The sequence below is a fragment of the Streptomyces sp. DSM 42067 genome, from assembly GCF_055792885.1.
Genome location: NZ_CM147706.1, coordinates 7,197,305 through 7,217,046 on the forward strand (window position 1 = coordinate 7,197,305; position 19,742 = coordinate 7,217,046).

Sequence of the window (19,742 nt, forward strand, 5' to 3'; positions counted from 1 at the left end):
GAAGGCGGCTCAGATGGCGTTGCGGTGCGGGACGTTAACCTTCGGCTAAGGCTTCGGCAAGGGGTTGAACGAAGTCTGCTCGAAGCGTTGTTTCGGGTTCGGGATACCGAACGGCGGGTGGGGCGGGCCGCCGCACCAGCGGCCCGCCCTACGGCGTCAGCTCTGCCTTGACCAGGCCTGGTTGGCCCCGCCGTTGCAGGTGTAGACGACGACTTTGCTGCCCTCGGCGGTCGCCTGACCGCTGACGTCCAGGCACTTGCCGGAGCTCTCGCTCACGATCTGGCCGTTGGCATTGAGGAGCCACCGCTGTTGAGCGCTGCCCGTGCAGTCGGCGGTGGCAAGGCCTGAGCCGGCCGCCGTCAGGCAGCCGCCCGCGCCCTTCAGCGTGCCGGCGGAGTCGTACGACCAGGACTGCGCCGCATCACCCGTGCAGGTGGCTATGGCGGCTCCCGAGGCGTTCGCCGTGAGGCACTTGCCGGACTGCTTGCCCTGCCAGGCGCCCGTGACCGCGGTGGTCGCGCCGCCGCTCTGGTCGAAGACGTACGTGGTGATGGAGCGGGCGGCGAGTGTGGTGGAGGCCGTCGCGTCGGTCACGGAGGGCAGTGCGGTGGGCGCCCAGTTCTCGGTGGCCGAGGTCCGGGCGCCCTGCGTGGCCTTCAGCGGGGTGTCGCTGTTGAAGTGCAGGTCCAGCGGTGTGTCCGTCGTGTTGTGGTTGTTGACCACCACGACCCACTTGCCCTTCTGGTCGTACGCGCTGACCTCGACGCCGCTCGGCACGCCCGTCACGTTGTGCGCGACGGAGCCCGGCTTCACGAACTTGCTGTACTGGCCGAGGGCGTAGTAACGCTTCGTCATGTACAGCGTCTGGTTGCCGTTCGTCGCGTAGTCGGGGTCGTAGTAGATCAGCCCGTCGTTCCAGCCCTGGTCGTTCTTCGCGTACGGGTCGCTGCCGATCATCTCGGAGAGCGCGACCCACCACTGGAACGCCGAGTCGTGTGCGGTCGCGAAGTCCTTGTAGACGATCCGCGAGATGTTCAGGCCGCCGTCGATGGTGGGGTCGTACTCCTGCGCCCAGCCGGTACCGCCCTTGCCGAAGCAGCAGATCTCGGTGGACCAGGACTCGATGCCCGCCGCCTGGGACGTCTCGTAGACCTTCGCCCGGTTGGCGTCACTGGGGTTGTCGTACGTGTGGTGGGCCAGCTTGTCGACGTACTGGGCCGTGCCCGGCTGCGAGATCCATTGCGGGACCTCTTCGTTGAACTTGACCGTGCTGGTGGACTCGTCGGCGATGATGCCGGTCTTCTGGGCGCGCGCCTGCCGCTCGGCGCCCAGCGCGCGCACGATGTCGTCGCGCTGGTCGACCGGGACCAGCATGCCCTCCTGGCCGCAGGAGTCGAAGCTGTTGGTCGGCTCGTTGAAGGGGCTGATGTAGTCGAACTTCTGGCCGAGCTCGGCGAAGTGGTCGGTCACATCCGCGATGTACTTGGCGAAGTCCTCGGTGTTCTCCGCCTTCAGATAGCCGCCGCAGCTCTTGCCGTTGGTCTTCCATTCGGCCGGCGCGGAGTTCACGAAGGCGATCAGGTCCTGGACGCCGTACCTGGCCGCGTAGTTCAGGAACGTGCGGCCGCCCTTGTCCCTGCTCCAGTCGTACGAACCGTCGTCGTTCCGGAAGTCCTCCGGGGCGCGCGACGGCGTGGTCACCGCCGTGCCGCCACCGCCGATGTTGTAGCGGTAGGAGCTGAGGTCCAGGCCGTCCTCGGAGAACAGGAGCCCCGCGACCCGGGCCTGTACGGCGGGCGAGAAGTGCTGCAGGTCGTTGACCCACCAGGCGCCCGATGCGCCGATGTTGTCGATGGTCTGCGCGGCATGGGGGGAGACTTCAGCGGGGGCGGAGTCCGCGGCTCCCGCGGACGGTGCCGAGGCCAGGGCCCCGGCGGCGGTGAGTGCGGCGGCCAGGGCCACCGCCAGGAGCGGGCGTCTGCTGCCCGGGTGTATGCGGCTCTGGGTTCGGGGGGTGGTGCGCGACATGTGCATCCCTTCCGTCGTCACGAAGGCGGTGCTGTACGGCTCCTTGCGGGGGTGGCGCGACGGGCGGGCCTGCCGCCCGTGGACTTCGACTGGGGCTGGCTCCCGGGCTTCTGGCCCACGGAGGACAGCGCCCCTTCCAGCGCGAAGGTGGCCGCGCCGAGGCACACCGGGTCGGTGGGAATGGGGGAGAGGACGATCTCGGTGACGGCCAGCGGTCGCTTCAACGCGTGCCGGGCGACCGCCTCGCGCACCTCGGCGAGCAGCGGCTCGCCGAGTGCGGACGCGACCCAGCTGCTGAGGACGATCACTTCCGGATTGAGCAGGTTGACCAGGTCGGAGATGCCCGCCCCGAGATAACGGGCGGTGTTCTGCACGGCCTTGACCGCCACCGGGTCCTGCTCGGCGACCGCGCGCGCCAGGGCGTTGATCGTCTCCGTCTGGTCCTCGGGGTGCAGCAGCGGACTTCCCGGGCTCAGCTCCCGCAGATTGAGCATGATGCCGGGCGCCCCGACATATGTCTCCACACAGCCGCTGTTGCCGCAGTGGCACAGCCGGCCGTCCAGCACCAGTGTGGTGTGGCCCCACTCTCCGGCGCTGTTGCTGGTGCCCCGGTGCAGCTCGCCCCCCAGCGCGAGACCGGCGCCCACACCCGTACCGAGGTTGACCACCACCGCGTCGCCGCGCCCGCGTGCGGCGCCGAACCACAGCTCGGCCACGGTGCACGCGTGCAGCGGATTGTCCAGATGCAGGGGATACGCGACGTGGGCGGCCAGCATGTCCAGGAGTGGCACGTCGTGCCAGTCCCAGTTCGGTGCGTAGGCCGAGACGCCGCCCTCGCGGTCCACCTGGCCGGGCACGCTGATGCCGACGCCGAGGACCCTGGCGCCCGCCACACCCGCCTGCGCGACCACCGAGCCGACGGCGGCGGCGACATGGCCGACCACCTGCTCGGGGCGGTTCTCACCGGGGCGCAGGTCCTCGTCCGCGCGCGCCAGCACGTTCAGCGCCAGATCGAACAGCTCGACCCTGACGTACGTCTCGGCGATGTCGACGCCGATCAACGCGCCCCCCGACGCGTTGACGGCGACGAGCCCGCGCGGACGCCCGCCCGCCGAGTCCTCGAACCCGACCTCGGTGAGCATCCCGAGCTCCAGCAGCTCCCCGACGAGCGTGGCCACCGTCGCCAGACTCAGGCCCGTCGCGGCCGCCAACTCCTGCCGCGACGTGGGCGATGCGGCGATGATCTGGCGCAGCACCTCATAGCGGTTCGCCGTGCGTATGTCCCGGGACGTGCGTTTCCCCACCGGACTGTCCCCTCCGTCCCTCTGATCCCTGGCGAGGCGCAAGGCTATGGCCTGCCCGGACTTTCGACAAGGGGTTAGGAAAGGGGCTGGAGAAAGTCGCGTCCGGTGCGCCCGGCAGCGATGCGCTGAACGGCGGCCGGACGGACCGGCGATTCTCCAGGGCTGTCCCGGCGCTTCTCAGATCCGCTCCGGCCGTTCCGCGCGGCCCGCCAGCACCTGGCGTACGAAGGGGTTGCGGAACGTGCCTGCCGGATCCAGCGCCTCCGCGAGCGCGACGAATTCTGACATACGCGGATAGCGCTGCCGCAGGACGGCGGGTGAGGTCGTGAACACCTTGCCCCAGTGCGGCCGCGGCGCGAACGGCGCCAGCCGGTCCTCGACCAGCGTGACCACGGGCAGCACGGACGCGGTGTCCTTCACCCAGGTGAAGTGCAGGGCCACCGTGTCGCGTCCGTACGCCGGGCTCAGCCACTGGTCGTCGGCCGCGACCGTGCGCACCTCGCAGATCTGCAGGACCGGCGCGATCGTCTCCCGGACGGCGTCCAGCGCCTGCAGGGCGGCGAGCGCGTCGGAACGCGCGAGGAGGTACTCCGACTGCAGCTCGGCGCCGCTACTGGGCATGAAGTCGGCGCGGAAGTGCGGCAGCCGCTCGTGCCACGGGCCGGGCACACCGAACTGCTGCGTGCAGTTGGCGGCGGGCATGCCCGGCACGGGGTGCATGGGTTCGGTGGCGGGCGCGGCCCACGGGAAGTCGGGGACCGGCGCGTCGGCGCGCTGCTTCAGCCACACCTGCGTGAAGCGCGACGCACGCCAGTCCGTGAAGAGACTCACGCTGTACGCGGCCGAGGCCACCGCCTCGTAGTCGAGCCCGGCGAGTGGCAGATCCGTGAACACCCGCTGGCTCACGTCGAAGCCGGGCTCCAGGTCGAGCGTCAACGCCGTCACCACGCCCAGCGCGCCGAGCGCGACCACCGCCCCGCCGAAACGGTCCTCGCCCCGGCGGACGGTCACCGTCGAGCCGTCGGCCGTGACGATCTCCACCTCGCGCACCGCCGATGCGAGGCTGCCGTTCGCGTTCCCGGAGCCATGGGTGCCGGTCGCGACCGAGCCCGCAACCGAGATGTGGGGCAGCGAGGCCATGTTGTGCAGCGCCAGACCGTGCTCGTGGACACGCCGGGCCAGCTCCGCGTAGCGCACACCGCCCGCCACGCGGACCGTGCGGGCCGCTGTGTCGACGTCGACGGACGGGGGCAGGGCGGCGAGCGACAGCAGGACGTCCTCGCTGTCCGCTATGCGGTTGAAGGAGTGGCCGCTGCCCAGTACCCGCACCTTCCGGCTGCCGGCCACCAGGGTGCGCAGCTCGTCGAGGGAGCCGGGGTAATGCACCTCGCTCGGCGTGAAGGTGATGTTGCCGGCCCAGTTCTCTGCCATCCCTGGTGTCCCTCCCTGGGGCGTTGCTGCGTGATCAAGGTTGTATGGTCCCCCACCCCGCCCCTTCCCGTAACCAGGGGCCAGCCCCTGGACCCTGCCGGGGGCTTCGCCCCCAGACCCCCAGTCGCCCTGACGGGCTCGTCCTCAATCTCCCCCAGCTAACGCTGGGAGGTGCCCCCAGACGGGCTGAATTTCAGCCCGTCCGGCGATTGAGGACCGGGGGTCCAGGGGGCTGGCCCCCTGGTTACGGGAAGGGGCGGGGTGGGGAACAGATCTCGCTCAGGCATAACGTGGAGACGAGCAACGGGGACTCACGAGCTGAGGAGAGCCATGGGCAGCCGTACCGCCGAAACCCGCACCGCGCTGGTGGAGGACCTGCTGGACCGGTTCCCGCACGTCCCCCGGGAGGCCGTGTTCAAGGAGGACCTCCTCCGCGGCGGCATCGCCTTCGACGAGTCCGCGCTCAGCGACACGGCCAACGAGGCGTCCGGCGACGTCAAGCCGAAGTCGTACTTCATCTTCTCCTTCGACCACGGCACCCTTCCCGAACTCGGGGCCGCAGCCCTGCGTCGCCCGCCCGAGGAGATCGTGCTCACCGGCGGGCCGTACGAGCTGCGCCGCACCGTCGTGTCCGTACGCGTGAACCCGGCCTCGCCGTACCGCGTCGCGGCCGACGAGGACGGCGTGCTCAGTCTCTACCTCGACGGAACGCGGATCGCCGACGTCGGTCTGCCGCCGATGCCGGACTACTACCGGCACACCCTCGAGAACGGCAAGTCCGTGATGGAGGTGGCCCCCACCATCCAGTGGGGCTACCTCGTCTATCTGACGGTCTTCCGCGTCTGCCAGTACTTCGGCGCCAAGGAGGAGTGCCAGTACTGCGACATCAACCACAACTGGCGCCAGCACAAGGCGGCCGGCCGCCCCTACACCGGTGTGAAGCCGGTGGAGGAGGTCCTGGAGGCGCTGGCCATCATCGACAAGTACGACACGGCCAAGGCATCCACCGCGTACACCCTCACCGGAGGCGCCGTCACGTCCCACATCGGCGGGCGTGACGAGGCCGACTTCTACGGGCACTACGCCAAGGCCATCGAGGAGCGCTTCCCCGGCCGCTGGATCGGCAAGGTCGTCGCCCAGGCCCTGCCCAAGGCCGACGTGCAGCGCTTCAAGGACTACGGCGTGCAGATCTACCACCCGAACTACGAGGTGTGGGACCGCCGCCTGTTCGAGCTGTACTGCCCGGGCAAGGAGCGCTACGTCGGCCGCGACGAATGGCACCGCCGCATCCTGGACTCCGCCGAGGTCTTCGGCCCCCGCAACGTCATCCCCAACTTCGTGGCGGGCGTGGAGATGGCCGAGCCGTTCGGCTTCACCACGGTCGACGAGGCCATCGCCTCCACCACCGAGGGCCTGCGCTTCTTCATGTCGCACGGCATCACGCCCCGGTTCACCACCTGGTGCCCCGAGCCGACGACCCCGCTGGGCAAGGCCAACCCGCAGGGTGCCCCGCTCGAGTACCACATCCGCCTGCTGGAGGCGTACGCCGCGACGATGGCGGAGTACGGACTGACCTCCCCGCCCGGCTACGGCCCTGCCGGGCCGGGGCGCGCGGTGTTCTCGGTGAGCTCGTTCATGGACAGCATCTCGGCCTGAGCGGTGCCGGGGGCTGAACGGCGACGGGTTCCGGACGTGCGTGCGGGGGAGTGGCCGCTGCGGTGCAGGCCGTGCACGTACCCCGCGCACGCGATGCCGAGCGCCAACAGCACGAACCAGGGCAGGGCCGGAAGCCCCGCCGCGCGGGACGCGTCCAGTGCGGCGCCCGTCAGCAGGTTGCCGACCGTAGCCGACCACCGGACGGCGGCAGCCCGCGGAGCTTCGCCGCTGCGGCGTTCGGGCGTGCCGCGCCGACTCCGCCCGTCCATCGGTCGGCGGCATCGCCCGGACGTGCCACGCACCCTTGTCGGTGATCGGCGTATCTGCTTGACTCCGCCCGCCAGAACGCCCCTTCACCGGTGGAGGACGCCATGGAGATCACCCGCAGACGCCTGTTGTCCGCCCTGTCGGCCGCCGGTCTCCTGACGGTGATCCCCATGCGGCCTGCGAGCGCCGTGGCCGCCGCCGCGGGCAGCGCACGTCTTCTCGCCAACACCGTGGCGGTCTTCGCCGGGACCGCCGAGTCCAACGCCCGGCCGGAGACGGCCGCCAAACTCGCCGCCATCGACAAGGCCGCGCGAACGAACCTGCAGTCCATGGACGCCGCCGGCGTGGGCGAACTGTTCGCCGGTCTGGTGCTCGGCACCAACGAGGCCAACCTCAACACCGCCTTCCGACGGCTGTACGAGATCGCCCTCGCGACCCGCACACCGGGCGCCGCCTTATCGGACCTGTACGAGAACACCGCCGTGCAGCGGCGCGTCATCGACGGTCTCGTCTGGCTGCACGAGCGCTACTACGGCGACCAGTCCAAGGGCTACTACGGCAACTGGTTCCACTGGGAGATCGGTATCTCCCAGCACATCAGCAAGACCCTGGCGCTCCTCTCCGACCAGGTGCAGGCGTACCGCCCGGACCTCGTACGCACCTACGTCGCCTCGATGGACGCCTACCTCCGCAACGGCATCGACGGCGACGTGAACCTCGACTCGCGCTTCCACACCGGCGCCAACCTCGCCGACATCACCACCAACCGGATCCTGCAGGGCGCGCTCCTCGCCGACGAAGCGCGCATCCGCAAGGCCCTGACCGACCAGCTGACGGTCTTCGCGACCATCGACCCGTACCACCTCAAACACGGTGTCACGGACGGCTATTACGCCGACGGCTCCTTCATCCAGCACTCCTCCGTCGCCTACACCGGCTCCTACGGCAAGGGCCTGCTGGTCCGTGTCGTCCAGACCCTCAAGATCCTCGACGGTACGGGGTTCGCGCACGGCGAGGAGCTGGTGCCCACCGTGTACGGCTGGGTGAAGAACGGCTTCGCGCCGCTGATCTTCGAGGGCTGGATGATGGAGATCGTCAAGGGAAGGACGGTGTCACGGACGGACACCGGCTACACCGACGTCGCTGCGGTCGTCGAGGCCGTCACCGACCTCTCCTCGCTCGCGAGCGGCGCCGACGCCACCGCCCTGAAGAGCTACGTCAAGCACATCCGGTCGACCTCGCGCACCGCCCTCGATCCGGCCGGCTTCGTCTCCCCGGTCAGTATCGTCCGCTACGCCGACATCACCGGCGACGCCACCGTCCCGCCCGGGGACCTCAACCCCGCCGCGCGCAGCGTCGCCCTCAACGCGATGGACAAGACGGTGCACCGCAGACCGGGGTACGCCTTCGCGCTCGCACGCAGCTCCGAACGCATCAGCAGATACGAGTACATGAGCGGCGAGAACCTCATGCCGTGGTTCCAGGGCGACGGCGCGTACTACCTCTACCTCTCCGGACAGGACCAGACCCAGGCATACGGCGTCGACTACTTCACCACGGTCTCGCCATACGGCCTCGCCGGTGTGACCGCGCCGGTCGAGCAGCGGCGCACGATCCCCGAGCTGTACGGGAAGCCGTACTACGACAACCCCGGCCACCCGCTGAACTTCACGTCGTCGTCCGCGTCGCAGAACACGTACGTCTACTTCCCGCGCGGCACCAACCGGCACTCGGGTGGCGCCGTCCTCGGGGCGTACGGAGCGGCCGGGTGGGTGCAGTCCGACGATGTGCCCTACCGCGACAAGGGGGCGGGCCTGCTGCCGGACGACTTCGTGGTCTACCGCAATGCGACGGCGACGAAGTCGTGGTTCCTGCTCGACGACGAGATCGTGGTGCTCGCGGCGGACGTCGGCGACAGCGCCGGGCGGGCCGTGACCACGACGGTCGACGCCCGTACCGCCGCACCCGACGATCAGGTCACTGTCACCGGCTCACTCCGCGACGGCCGGCCCTGGAGGGGCACGGGCACCGGTGACCTTCAGTGGCTGCGCTACGCCAACGCCACGCAGGGGACCGCCGTCGGCTATGTCTTCCTTGACACCCCGCAGGTGAGGGTCGCCCTGGACACGGTGACCCGCAGCCGCCGGGTCGTCCGTACGTCGAACCCGGACACGGCGGTGACACGAGGCGTCTTCGGCATCACCGTCGACCAGCCGTCCGGGGCCGAACCCGCCGCGCTGGCCTACGCGTTGGTGCCGAACGCCGACGAGGCCCGCCTGCGCTCGTACGCTGACGGGCCGCTGAAGGTCCTGGCGAACACCGCCCGCCTGCAGGCCGTCACCCATACCGGCCTCGGCCTGACGGTCGCCAACACCTTCACATCCGGCCGCCACGAGGCCGCCGGGATGCGCATCGACGGGCCTGCCTCGGTGCTGGTGCAGCGCGAGCGCGGCGGGCTGACCGCCGTCGCCGTGTCCGACCCGACCATGGACCGGGACACGGTGACCGTCCTGCTCCGCGGCCGGTCGCTGCGGGAGGTCGCGTCGGACGACGGCGTACGGGTGAGCCCTGTCCCGGGCGGCACCCGGCTGGAGTTCGACACGCGCCAGGCGTACGGCCGGAGCTTCATGGTGACGTTGCGCGGCTAGCCTCTGCCCGGCGTCCGTTGAGAGGGAGTCGCCTCCGGGGGACGGACGGGGACGGACGTCCCCCGGAGGCGCTGTGCAGAGTGGAACGCCGCCACAGCAGGTGATGGGCCGCCGAGCCCCGTCAGGCGTTCGACGTCGACGGGGCTCGGCGCTCCGTGGCTCAGGAGAACAGCAGGCGCCAGGTCAGCGGGCCCGGGTAGCCGTCGGCGTCGCCGCGCAACTCCTTGCGGGACTTCTGGAAGTCCCGCACGTTCAACCGGTCGGCCTCGCCCCACGTCTTGCTCGGCCCCACCTTGTAGTGGTCGCCGAAGCCCCGCTTCACCAGCTGCTTGCCGAGCTGGAGGACGTACTTGTTCGAGGCCCCGTCCCGGAAGTACTTGCGGCCGGGGTACGTGGGGATGGCCGGCTTGGACGGCGTCGAGGGCGCCGAGTCCTCGGGGCCGTCGTCACCGAGATCCAGCTCGGCCTTGGCGTACTTGACGATCCTGGAGAAGTCGATCGCGCCGGGGTCGCCGTGTGAGTTCTCGGGCACGTGCATGTGCCCGCACACGCCCTTGAACGCCTTCCACTCGGCGCCGGTCATCCGCTGGCCGCTGCCGTTCCCGTACGACGACGGGTACGCCGGCCACTGCTTCCGGCCGGAGAGCGGTACACCGTGCTCCTCGTGCATCCACGCGAGGAACCGCGCTATGCCGCGCAGCGCCCAGTCGGGGGCGTCCGGCCAGTAGACGTGGTCCTGGCCTGCGGCCTTCCACTTCGCATGCATCTTGGGGTCGCAGGTGCCGACCAGCTCGACCTGGCACACGTTCAGGGTGTTCGTCTCGACGCCGCCTCGCAGGTTGACCAGCGCTCTGGACGAGGTCTCGATGTCGAAGTGCTGGTACCACTTCAGCTTCTTGGCACCCAGGTCGGGCACCGCCGTCAGATTCGGTGCCGCGGAACCACCGCCGTAGCCGGGCAGCGTGCGGCCTTCGGTGGTGTGCAGAACGACGACATTGACCTCCATCGCGTCACCGCCGAAGTCGTCCTGGTACCAGTTGGCACGGCTCGCGCCGGGGAAACGCTGGGGTCCTGTCTTGGTGCTCAACTACCGCCTCCTGGGCTTCGCGGCCACCCCGCTCGGTCCGACGGGGTGGATCAAGGGGAAGGGAATGGCTCAATCGGGCCGAAGTGCAGCCTCCTTGACCAAAGAGGCGCATGAGCCGCGAGTGGTTCCACCGCGTCTCCGCCCAACGTGCCCCGGGGAGCGGCGGGTTGGCGGGTGGATCGCACGCGCCAGCGTCCGTCGGTATCGAACTGGGTGTGGCTCGGGTGCCGAGGCGCTGGAGTGCTCTCGTAAGGGCAGGAGCCGGCCCGGGCGCGGGACGCCGCCGCGTTGCGTACGGCGCGGACGGTCCAGGACCGGTACGCGGAGTTGCGCCTGGATCTCGCCGACTCGGTGAACGTCGTCCTGGCCGAGCAGTACGAGACGGACACCGCGCTCACCCTCGACAGGCGGGATTTCCGTGCCATCCGCCCGCTGACGGGTCACGCGGCGTTCCGGCTTTTGCCCGACGACCTGTAACGACCGCATTCCGGACGGCTGTTCCGGATGGTCCAGGGGCGGGCCGGTCGGCGGCCGGGCTCGTCCGGCGGCCGTTAGCCGCGGGTGACGGCGATGTGCGGTCCATTGGTGTTCCTGGAGTCCTGGATGTCGATGGCCGAGGGGCGGTGGCGACCGCGAAACGCTGGCCATGCTGTACCCGAAGGGCCTCAGACCTACGACTACGTGCGAGGCTGTGGAGGCGACACGGACGGAAATTCGGTGGCGCGTGAGTGTGCGCGCCTCTATGTTGGGTGTGCTTTCTCGCGGCGGTTGTTGGCCGCCGCTGTCGGCTGAGTGAGGAATGGGGGGTGTGACCGATGGCTGTCTCTGTGATGGGCGCTGCCCGCGACCAGAAGTTCATCCACTCCACCTCCGTGGTCTCCGGCTGACCTCTTTCCTCTCCCACGCCTGTGCGCGTGTGCCGGGGCCACCCTTCGAAGGGTTCCCCTTGAAGAACACCGTTTTCTCAACTCTCGTCCGCTACGGCTGGGATGCCGACTGGGCGGCCGAATTCGCCCCGTACGGCGAGCAGGGCCTGCTGCCCGGCCGTGTCGTGCGCGTGGACCGCGGGCAGTGCGATGTGGCCACGGCCGAGGGCGTCGTCCGGGCCGACACGGCGTTGGTGACGCCGCGCGACCCCATGCGGGTCATCTGTACGGGCGACTGGGCGGCCGTTGACGCGGCAGGCGACCCCCGCTTCGTACAGGCGTATCTGCCGCGCCGTACCGCCTTCGTGCGGTCCACCTCGTCCGAGCGCTCCGAGGGACAGATCCTCGCGGCCAACGTCGACCACGCGATCATCGCCGTGTCGCTCGCGGCCGAGCTCGACCTCGGACGCGTCGAACGGTTCCTGGCCCTGGCCTGGGAGTCCGGCAGGAGCAAGGAAGCGGTGAAGCGGGCGCGTGAACCTCGTGCTTGCCGACGTACGGGCACTGGCCGAAACCGTCGAACGATCTCTGCGGACTCACGACAACAAGGCGCTTGAGGAGTACACCGACCAGGTTTGGGCCCGGGTCTGGAAGTCTGGCACTCCTCCCGCTGGGTGACCGCCCTGCTCGACTGCCTCGACGGCGGGAGTCGTTTCGACGAGCAGCGGCAGCTCGGCGAGCCAGCCGGCATCGTCGCTTCCCGTGCCGGCTCGACGTATCTTGCCGAGGACTATATGGGCTGGCCGGGGCACTGATCGGGAGGTAGCTGACGTGGTGGACTGGATCGTCGCGATCACCTCCGACACCGGAGCCCTGACGCGGTCGGAGGCGCCGCGGGCACTCGAGGCCGCGCTCGAGGACCTGGGCCCGGCCGCCGCAGCGTGGGGTGTCGAGACCGCCGAGAGGGTCTTTGAGGACCTTCGGGTCGCCGAGGCCGACGGTGATCTCGTGCTGACCGAGCACGAGCGCCCGGCGCTGGAGGCGTCCATCCTGGCGATGCTGACCGGGCTGGTCACCGGACGGCCTTTCCGGACACCGGACGAAGCGGTCTCCCAGGTGCGCTGGGGAGCGCGGCAGGGTATGGCGCTGGACGAGCTGCTGCGCGTGATCTGGCGCTCCCACTCGGGTGTGCAGGCCGCGGTGATCGAGGCCATGACCGCCGACGTACCGGCGTCCCGGCTCGCGGGAGAAGTACGGCGCGTGTCGGCGGGACTGCTGGACTTCATTGCTGCCCTCATCGACGCGTTGAGTCAGGTTTTCGAGCGTGAGAGCGCTGCCTGGGGTCGGCACCGGTCGGCGACCATCCGTCGTGTCGTGGACGAGATCGTGGAGACCGGCCGGGTCGACCCGTCGGTCGCCGACATCCTCGGCATCCGGTTCCACCAGCACCATGTGGCGGCCGTGCTGTGGCCGCTGGACGTCACCTCCTACCCCGGCTGGAGCACGGCCTCGGCCCGATGGACCGAGGCCGTGAAGGAGCACCTGGGTGCCGGTTCGGTGCTGATCGTGCCGCGGACCGACGGGTCCACCGACGTCGTGTGGACGGGCTCGGCCGCCCTGGCCCCCGCAACGCTCCATGCCCTGATGCCGATCCCCCTGCCCGAGGGTTTCAGCTGCGCGTTCGGGTTCGACGCGCCCGGCCTCGTCGGCTTCAGGAACACGCTGCGCGCGGCGCGTGGTCTCGCCCGGGCCGCGGCCGGGGCCGGTCGGCCGCGGGTGTGGCTGGCCGACGAGCACGGCGCGCTGGCCCTGATGATGCAGGACCCGGACAGCGCCGCCATCTTTGTGCGCCGCACCCTGGCGGGGCTCGACGGAACCGGCGCCAAGGACGCGACGCTGCGCGAGACCCTGCTGGCGTTCCTGGAACATCAGGGCAGTCGTGCGGCGGCGGCCGAGCATCTGCACGTCGCGGCGACGACGGTGGCCTACCGGGTGCAGCAGGCCGAGTCGCGCCTCGCGCAGCCGGTCGCCGGCCGCCGGAGCACCGTTCTGGCGGCGCTCTCCCTGGCCGTGCACTTTCCCCACCTGCTCGCCTGAAGTCAGTCGCCGGGCCCACGGGCTTGGTACGGACTTTGTCGTCCGGCGACAAAACTGGCGGGGATGTCTGTCGTGCCGACAGGCGAGATCACCCTCGGTTCGAGTTCAGGCTATGGCGACCGTCCGGGATGACGGTCACCTCATCCGATTCTCGAACCGGGAGATCGCTCATGACCGCTGTGGCGAACCCATCCCTCACCGATCGTCTCTCCGCGGCCCGTGACCGCCTGATCGAGGCGCTCGGCGCGGAAGCAGTCCTGTCCGAGGAGGCCGCCCCCGAGTTCCACGACCCGTACGCGACGTCTGCCACCCCGACACCGCGGCCGGTGCTGGTGGTGCAGCCGGCGTCGGTCGAGGAGGTGCAGGCCGTCGTCCGCGTCGCGAGCGAGTGCGGGATACCGGTCTGGGCGTCGTCGCAGGGCCGTAACTTCGGCTACGGCGGTGCCGCCCCGGCCACCGACGGCGTGATCTCCGTCAACCTGCGCCGGATGAACCAGGTCCTGGAGATCGACGAGCAGGGCGGCTACGCCGTCGTCGAGCCCGGCGTCTCGTTCAACGACCTCTACGGCGAGATCAAGGCACGCGGGGCCAAGCTGTGGATCTCGGTGCCGGACCTCGGCTGGGGCAGCATCGTGGGCAACGCCGCCGAACACGGCATGGGGTACACGCAGTTCGGCGACCACGCCGCCGCGATCGCCGGTATGGAGGTGGTCCTCGCCGGCGGTGAGATCGTCCGGACCGGGCTGTGGGCACTGCCGAACAACAGCCTCGGCGCACGTGCCAAGCGCGGCTTCGGCCCCTCTGTCGACTCCCTCTTCCTGCAGTCCAACTTCGGCATCATCACGAAGATGGGCCTGTGGCTGATGCCCCAGCCCGAGGTCTTCACCGCCGGTTCGGTGATCATCGATCACGGTGACCAGATCCCTGAGCTGATCGACGCCCTGGCGCCACTCGTGCAGGACGGCACCATCCAGGGCCTGCCGCTCATCGTCAGCTCTCCCGAACCGGAGGGCGGCCGGTGCGAGCCGATGGACGACACCACCGGGAAGACCAAGCTGCAGAAGCTCTCGGCCACCTTTCCGCCCGGCCGGGTCAACGCCCGGATCTCCTTCTACGGCCATCCTTCGCTGGTGGCCGCCCGCGAGGAGATCGTCCGCGCCGCGGTCACCCACATCCCCGGTCACCGTGTCGAGCTGCGGACCTACCTGGGCGACGTGGACCCCGCCCAGGTGCACCCGCTGGACCTGGTGCCGGCCGGGATCCCCAACATGTTCCTCCTCGACATGCTGCACAAGCACTTCGGGCCGACCGTCGGGCACTTCGACTTCTCGCCGGTCATCCCGTTCACCGGAGAGGCGGCCGCCGAACACGAGGCCATGGTCCAGCTGGTCGCCGCCGAGTACGACCTGGTCGTGGGCTTCGGCTGGATCGCCCAGTCCCGAAGCCTGATCGGCATCAGCATGATCCTTTTTGACACCGCCGACCCGGCCGAGGCGGCAAACGCCCGCGAGGCGGCGGACCGCCTCATCGAGATGGCGGCCGAGCGCGGGTGGAGCGAGTACCGCGGCCACGTCACCGTGCACGAGAAGATCGCCTCGCTCTACTCCGCCGGTGACAACTCCCTGCGGCGCTTCTACTCCGCACTCAAGGACGCCCTCGACCCGGCCGGTGTCCTCTCTCCGGGAAGCCACGGCATCTGGCCCGGCTCCCACTGGACCGACTGACCTCCCCCGCCACCTTTCCGCCCTCGCGAATCCGCGTCACGCGAAGAGAGAGCCGCCATGCGCGACATACGCATCCAGCCCCCGACCGTCGTCCTTCCCCAGGCCGCCCGGCCCGAGCCGCGTCATCCCGCCGACATCGACTGGGAGACGAGCAACAAGTTCCTCAACGGGCCCTTCGCCCCGTGGCACGAGGAGACCGAGGCGTTCGACCTGCCGGTCGTCGGCAAGCTCCCCGACGACCTGGCGGGCGCCCTGTTCCGCATCGCCAACAACCCGCGCTTCACCCCGCTCGACCTCGACCGCTACCACTGGTGGGAGGGCGACGGCGGCGTGGCGGCGACGTACATCCGCGACGGCAAGGCGTCGTTCCGGATGAAGTGGGTCATGACCGACACCATGAAGGTGGAGGTCGAGGCCGGTGAGGCGGTCTACCCCGGCTTCGTCAACGGCAGCGACCCGCGTCCGCTGCCGCCGGGCGTGCCGCCGGCCAAGAACGTCGCCAACACCAACGTCGGTATCTTCGCCGACCACCTGCTGGTGTACTTCGAGGGCGGACTGCCCACCGAGATGCATCCAGGCACCCTCGACACCAAGGGCTCGTTCGACTTCGACGGCGGCATCGACGTGCTGTGCACGGCACACCACAAGGTTGACCCGAAGACCGGCGACCTGCTGTTCTTCGCCGCCGTCGGCCCCAACCTGACCTGGTACCAGGCCGACGCCGCCACGGGCAGGATGGTCGACACCTTCACCTTCTCCATGGGCTGCCCCGCGATGGTGCACGACTACATCGTCAGCGAGCACCACGCCATCTTCCTGGTCTCGCCGACCCAGTTCCGCATCGACCGCATCATGCAAGGCCGCCCCGGCGTGCTGTGGGACCCCGAGGCGGTGCCGGAGGGATCCCGCTTCGCGGTCCTCGACCGTCGGACCCACGAGGTCACCTGGTACGACACCGGCGTCATGCTCGCGCCGACCCACTTCTTCAACGCCTACGAGACCCCGGCAGGCTTCGTCGTCGACCTGCACGTCATCGAGCGCCTCGGCAACCCGGCCACCCACCCCGACGACCCGGTGACCTCCCACGCCTGGTTCCCGCCCGCCATGGCCTGGCGGTTCACCCTCGACCGCGCCACCAGGAAGGCGACCAACGAGATGCTCAGCGGCGTCGCGGGAGAGTTCCCGAAGATCAACGACGCCTGGCTCGGACAGCAGCTGCGCTACGGCTACTTCGCCACCACCCGCGACCTGTCGCCGCTCACCCTGACCGACGGCATGGCCCGCCACGACTTCCGGACCGGACAGACCGTGGTGATCGAGGGCGTCGACGGACTCACCAGCCCGTCCGAGCCCGTCTTCGTGCAGCGGCGCGGCGCCACCGAGGAGAACGACGGCTACCTGCTGTCCCTGTGGTGGAACCCCGCCACCGGGCTGTCGGAACTCCTCGTCCACGACACCGTCGAGTTCGGCCGCGAGCCGCTCGCCCGGGTCAAGCTCCCCGTCCGCGTCCCGTTCGCCTTCCACGGCACCTGGGCCGAGGCCGAACAACTCGACGCCGCCCTCGCCGCGCAGACCACCGACTGACCCAGCAACAGGAGTACCGAACAGCCATGAGCACCATCTGGGACGAGAAGATCTTCAACGGCGCCTTCGTCGCCGGTGGCGCGGGAACCCTCGAGGTCACCGCGCCGGCGACCGGCAAGGTGATCGCCACCGTCGGCCGGGCGGACACCGGCGACCTCGAGAAGGCCGTCGCCTCGGCCGCGCAGGCCCAGCGCGCGTGGGCGGCCCTGCCCTACACCGAGCGTGCCGCGGTGATGACCAAGGCCGCCGCCCTGCTGGCCGCGGATCCCGAGCGGCTCACCCGGTGGCTGGTGCCGGAGTCCGGCTCCGGCCAAGGCAAGGCGGCCTTCGAGGCGGGCCTGGTGATCTCGGAGCTGAGTACCTCCGCCGCGCTCGCCGCGCAGCCCCACGGCCAGATACTCCGGAGCATGAAGCCGCGCCTCTCGCTCGGCCGTTATGTGCCGGTCGGCATCGTGGGCGTGATCAGCCCGTTCAACTTCCCGGCCATCCTGTCGATGCGCTCGGTCGCGCCCGCCCTCGCCCTGGGCAACGCGGTCGTCCTCAAGCCCGACCCGCGCACCTCGATCTCCGGCGGTCTCGCACTGGCCGAACTCTTCGCCGAGGCCGGCCTGCCCGAGGGCCTGCTGCACGTCCTGCCGGGCGGGGCCGACGTGGGCGCCGCGCTGGTCGCCCACCCGCAGGTGCCGTGCATCTCCTTCACCGGCTCCACGACCGCGGGCCGCCGCATCGGCGAGGCCGCGGGCCCGCTGCTGAAGAAGGTCCACCTCGAACTCGGCGGCAACAACGCCCTCCTGGTCCTCCCCGACGCCGACATCGACGCAGCGGCCTCGGCGGGCGCCTGGGGCTCGTTCCTGCACCAGGGCCAGATCTGCATGACCACCGGCCGGCACCTCGTGCCCAACGGCAAGGTCCAGGAGTACGCCGCCAAGCTCGCCGAGAAGGCCCGCGACATCCCCGTCGGCGACCCCACCGACCCGGCCAACGCGCTCGGCCCGATCATCGACGAGAACCAGCTCAAGAAGGTCCACGAGATCGTCGAATCGACCGTCGCCGCGGGCGCAACGTTGCTCGCCGGCGGCACCTACGAGGGCCTGTTCTACCGGCCGACCGTGCTCGCCGACGTCCCGCTCGACAGCCCGGCCTTCAGCCAGGAGATCTTCGGCCCGGTCGCACCGGTGGTCGGCTACGACACCGTCGATGAGGCGATCGACATCATCAACTCCTCCGAGTACGGCCTGTCGGTCGCGATCCTCACGTCGAACCCCTTCCGGGCCTTCGAACTCACCGACCGGATCACCTCGGGCGCCGTCCACATCAACGACCAGACGGTCGACGACGAGGCCGTCGCGCCGTTCGGCGGCGCCAAGGCCTCCGGCTCGGGCGGTCACTTCGGCATGTCGGCGAACCTGGACACCTTCTGCGACCTGCAGTGGGTGACCCTCCAGTCCGAGATCGAGCGCTACCCGTTCTGACCCAGGACGACGGGCGGGGCTCCGGCGCGTCAACCCGAGCCGGAGCCCCGGCCGCGACACGGACCGTGGCCCGCGCCGGGGCCGATGCTGAGTCTGCCGATAATGTGGTGGCGCACGGCCGTGAGCGACCTTAGGCTGTGTCGCGTTGGCGAAGCGCTCAGTGAGCGCTGTTCGTTCCAGTTGAGGTTCTTGGGAGGTGTGACCGATGGCTGTCTCTGTGATGGGCCTTGCCCGCGTTCAGCAGTTCGTTTCGTTCACCTCCGTGGCCTCCGGCTGAGTCTCTTCTTTCGCGCCTGTGATGCGCGGTGCCGGGGCTGCCCTTCGAAGGGTCTCCTTTGAATCTCTCTTCTCTTTCGGCTTCGTCGCACTCTCTTGCCCGCTTCGGCTGGGACGAGGGCTGGGAGGCCGAGTTCTCTCCGTATGACGCACAGGGTCTGGTGCCGGGCCGGGTGGTCCGGGTCGACCGGGGGCTGTGCGATGTGGCCACTTCTGACGGTGTTATCCGTGCGGACACCGAGTTCGTCGTTCCGCGTGACCCGATGAAGGTCGTGTGCACGGGGGACTGGGTCGCCGTCGACCCGGAGGGCTGCAACCCGCGTTACGTGCGGACGTTGTTGCAGCGGCGGACGGCGTTCGTGCGTTCGACCTCCTCGAAGCGTTCCGAGGGTCAGGTGCTGGCCACTAACATCGATCACGTCGTCATCTGTGTGTCGCTCGCGGTCGAACTCGACCTCGCGCGGATCGAGCGGTTCCTGGCGCTTGCCATGTCCTGTTCGGAGGGCGAGGCACTGCTGCATAAGTCGGCACTCTCCTGGGAGTCCGGCGCCCAGCCCCTCGTCGTCCTCACCAAGGCCGACCTCGTGCCGGACCCGGTGACGCTCTCCCATCTCGCCCAGGACGTGGAGAACACCGCGCCGGGTGTGCAGGTGCTGCCGGTCAGCTCCACGACCGGCGACGGCATCGACGTGCTGGCCGCCGTGGTCGCGGGCGGCACGAGTGTGCTGCTCGGGCAGTCCGGTGCGGGCAAGTCCACGCTCGCCAACGCGCTGCTCGGCGACGACGTGATGGAGGTGCAGGCCATCCGCGACGCCGACGGCAAGGGCCGGCACACCACCACCACCCGCAATCTGCTGGTGATGCCGGGCGGCGGTGTCCTCATTGATACGCCCGGGCTGCGCGGCGTGGGTCTGTGGGATGCCGAGGCCGGGGTCGGGCAGGTGTTCTCGGAGATCGAGGAACTCGCCGGGAACTGCCGCTTCCACGACTGCGCGCACACCGCCGAACCCGGCTGCGCGGTACTCGCGGCTCTCGAAGACGGCACGCTGTCCGAACGCCGCCTCGACAGCTACCGCAAGCTCCTGCGCGAGAACCAGCGCATCGCCGCCAGGACGGATGCGCGGCTGCGCGCCGAGATCCGCCGCGACTGGAAACGGAGGGGCGCGGAGGGCCGCGCGGCGATGGAGGCAAAGCGGGGGCACCGGCGCTGAGCGCCCCCCGCTGTAGCAGTAGTTCCTCCCTCCGCTGACGCTGGGAGGTGCCCCAAGGGGGTGGGGGGTGTCCCACCCCCACCCCCTGGCG

The 19,742-nt window shown here is 69.9% G+C and carries 13 protein-coding genes and 2 pseudogenes; 10 read left to right on the top strand and 5 right to left on the bottom strand.

All coding sequences use genetic code 11. The features are described 5' to 3' along the window. Positions 1-156: 156 nt before the first annotated feature. From ACSMXV_RS32455 to ACSMXV_RS32465, 3 genes are all read right to left on the bottom strand, one after another. The gene (locus tag ACSMXV_RS32455; RefSeq protein ID WP_473174699.1) at positions 157-2,028 is read right to left on the bottom strand and encodes a glycoside hydrolase; all 1,872 of its coding nucleotides are present in this window, start codon (positions 2,026-2,028) and stop codon (positions 157-159) included. 17 nt (positions 2,029-2,045) lie between these two features. Then, positions 2,046-3,332, bottom strand: coding sequence for an ROK family transcriptional regulator (locus ACSMXV_RS32460; protein WP_473174700.1), 1,287 nt, complete (start codon positions 3,330-3,332; stop codon positions 2,046-2,048). Between the two features lie 177 nt (positions 3,333-3,509). After that, positions 3,510-4,763 (bottom strand): FAD-binding protein, encoded by a 1,254-nt coding sequence (locus ACSMXV_RS32465; RefSeq protein WP_473174701.1) that lies wholly within the window; start codon positions 4,761-4,763, stop codon positions 3,510-3,512. Positions 4,764-5,093: 330 nt separating this feature from the next. Between ACSMXV_RS32465 and ACSMXV_RS32470 the strand changes: the two genes are divergently transcribed. Continuing rightward, positions 5,094-6,419 carry a radical SAM protein gene (locus ACSMXV_RS32470; RefSeq protein ID WP_473174702.1) on the top strand — a complete coding sequence of 442 codons (1,326 nt, stop codon included), beginning with the start codon at positions 5,094-5,096 and terminating at the stop codon, positions 6,417-6,419. On the opposite strand, the gene ACSMXV_RS32475 is transcribed toward ACSMXV_RS32470, so the two are convergent. Further along, positions 6,350-6,688 (bottom strand): hypothetical protein, encoded by a 339-nt coding sequence (locus tag ACSMXV_RS32475; protein ID WP_473174703.1) that lies wholly within the window; start codon positions 6,686-6,688, stop codon positions 6,350-6,352. The genes ACSMXV_RS32470 and ACSMXV_RS32475 overlap by 70 nt on opposite strands. Before the next feature lie 102 nt (positions 6,689-6,790). Here ACSMXV_RS32475 and ACSMXV_RS32480 point away from each other — a divergent pair, with 102 nt between their 5' ends. Beyond that, positions 6,791-9,334: a polysaccharide lyase family 8 super-sandwich domain-containing protein gene (locus ACSMXV_RS32480; protein ID WP_473174704.1), complete on the top strand. Its 2,544-nt coding sequence runs from the start codon at positions 6,791-6,793 to the stop codon at positions 9,332-9,334. 160 nt (positions 9,335-9,494) lie between these two features. Here the strand turns inward: ACSMXV_RS32480 and ACSMXV_RS32485 are convergent, their stop codons facing one another. Next, the gene (locus ACSMXV_RS32485) at positions 9,495-10,421 is read right to left on the bottom strand and encodes a peptidoglycan-binding protein (protein ID WP_473174705.1); all 927 of its coding nucleotides are present in this window, start codon (positions 10,419-10,421) and stop codon (positions 9,495-9,497) included. Between the two features lie 288 nt (positions 10,422-10,709). Between ACSMXV_RS32485 and ACSMXV_RS32490 the strand changes: the two are divergent. The 8 genes and pseudogenes from ACSMXV_RS32490 to rsgA (ACSMXV_RS32525) form a co-directional block, all read left to right on the top strand. After that, positions 10,710-10,898: pseudogene (locus tag ACSMXV_RS32490) on the top strand (PIN domain-containing protein); the annotation flags it as partial. A 469-nt stretch (positions 10,899-11,367) separates the two neighbouring features. Further along, positions 11,368-11,793 (top strand): annotated as a pseudogene (rsgA, locus tag ACSMXV_RS32495) (GTPase RsgA); the annotation flags it as partial. Positions 11,794-11,922: 129 nt separating this feature from the next. Next, positions 11,923-12,102: a hypothetical protein gene (locus ACSMXV_RS32500; protein ID WP_473174706.1), complete on the top strand. Its 180-nt coding sequence runs from the start codon at positions 11,923-11,925 to the stop codon at positions 12,100-12,102. Positions 12,103-12,118: 16 nt separating this feature from the next. Beyond that, positions 12,119-13,384 carry a helix-turn-helix domain-containing protein gene (locus ACSMXV_RS32505; protein ID WP_473174707.1) on the top strand — a complete coding sequence of 422 codons (1,266 nt, stop codon included), beginning with the start codon at positions 12,119-12,121 and terminating at the stop codon, positions 13,382-13,384. Between the two features lie 170 nt (positions 13,385-13,554). Next, on the top strand, positions 13,555-15,108 hold the full coding sequence (locus tag ACSMXV_RS32510) for an FAD-binding oxidoreductase (RefSeq protein ID WP_473174708.1): 1,554 nt from the start codon (positions 13,555-13,557) through the stop codon (positions 15,106-15,108). Between the two features lie 57 nt (positions 15,109-15,165). Continuing rightward, complete coding sequence (locus ACSMXV_RS32515) at positions 15,166-16,692, top strand: carotenoid oxygenase family protein (RefSeq protein WP_473174709.1); 1,527 nt, start codon at positions 15,166-15,168, stop codon at positions 16,690-16,692. A 26-nt stretch (positions 16,693-16,718) separates the two neighbouring features. Further along, positions 16,719-18,164 (top strand): aldehyde dehydrogenase family protein, encoded by a 1,446-nt coding sequence (locus ACSMXV_RS32520; RefSeq protein ID WP_473174710.1) that lies wholly within the window; start codon positions 16,719-16,721, stop codon positions 18,162-18,164. 335 nt (positions 18,165-18,499) lie between these two features. After that, a complete protein-coding gene (rsgA, locus tag ACSMXV_RS32525; protein WP_473174711.1) occupies positions 18,500-19,651 on the top strand; it encodes a ribosome small subunit-dependent GTPase A in 1,152 nt (383 codons plus the stop codon). Positions 19,652-19,742 lie beyond the last annotated feature (91 nt).